Source organism: Cupriavidus sp. KB_39, from assembly GCF_052114485.1.
Taxonomy (GTDB): Bacteria; Pseudomonadota; Gammaproteobacteria; order Burkholderiales; family Burkholderiaceae; genus Cupriavidus.
In genome coordinates this window covers 1-1,057 of the sequence record NZ_JBFREV010000139.1, presented here as the reverse complement: position 1 = coordinate 1,057, position 1,057 = coordinate 1, and the positions used below count along the sequence as shown (strand labels likewise).

The window sequence follows — 1,057 nt, the reverse complement described above, 5'->3', positions numbered from 1 at the left end:
GCTCCCTGTCAGGGGGCCGCCGCCGCCGAATGCATTTCTGCTTCAATCACACCACTGCCCCATGGAAGACGACGTCTATTTCTATCGCCCGGATGCCGGCCACGGCCTGCCCCATGATCCATTCAAGGCGATTGTCGCGCCGCGCATCATCGGCTGGATTTCGAGCCTGACCGCCGCCGGCACCCCCAACCTCGCGCCATACAGCTTCTGCACGGCAATGTGTTCCGACCCGTACATCATTGCCTTCTCCAGCGAGGGCTACAAGGACAGCGTTCGCAATATCGAGGCGACGCGTGAGTTCGCGTGGAACTTCGTCAGCCGGGAGCTGGCCGAGAAGATGAACGCCACGTCCGAGCCGGTGGACCCCCAAGTCGATGAATTCCGCCTCTGTGGCGTAGCGCCGGCGCCCGGGCGCGCCATCCGCGCGCCGCACGTGGCGGCGTCTCCGGCCGTACTGGAATGCAAGCTGCTGGATGTGCGCGAAATCAAGGACCTGAACGGCGACGGCACCGACCACTGGCTGGTGCTGGGCCAGGTGGCCGGCGTGCATATCCGCCGCGAGTATCTGCGCGACGGCCTATTCGACACCTTCCTCGCTAACCCCGTGCTGCGCGCCGGCTACCGGGCGGACTACATGCACAGCGGCCAGCGGCTGGAACTGTATCGACCTTATTGAATGACCGGGGCCGATACCGGCCCCGGTAGAAGAAAGCCCCCGCGACTCCTGGAGTGGCGGGGGCTTATGTTTTCCGACCGTTGACCGGACTGGGCTAGCGGCGCCGCCTGAGCTGTTCGAGATGCCGGGCGTGGCGGTGCCGCACGGTCCAGATCAGCGCGCGCAGCACGGTCGCACCGGAAGCTCTGACGGCCTCGGTGCAGCGCTCCAGATCGGCTTCGGCCGGAAAGATGCGCAGTTCCGCTGCGCTGCCCAGCGCCACAGCCATCTCCGAGATCGACCGGGCGGCAATGGCATTGCGCAGCAGGCTGTCCAGCCGCTGCTGTACCGCATGGTCCCGGTCGTCCGCGCCCCGGGCGCCGTGCCGGACGTCCTTCACGC

General features: G+C 66.7%; 1 protein-coding gene and 1 pseudogene. One reads left to right on the top strand and one right to left on the bottom strand.

Going from position 1 to position 1,057, the window contains the following annotated elements; genetic code table 11:
- Positions 1-61 precede the first annotated feature (61 nt).
- The gene (locus AB4Z27_RS29125) at positions 62-676 is read left to right on the top strand and encodes a flavin reductase family protein (protein WP_441592752.1); all 615 of its coding nucleotides are present in this window, start codon (positions 62-64) and stop codon (positions 674-676) included.
- A gap of 94 nt (positions 677-770) precedes the next feature.
- Here the strand turns inward: AB4Z27_RS29125 and AB4Z27_RS29120 are convergent.
- Positions 771-1,057: pseudogene (locus AB4Z27_RS29120) on the bottom strand (hypothetical protein); the annotation flags it as partial.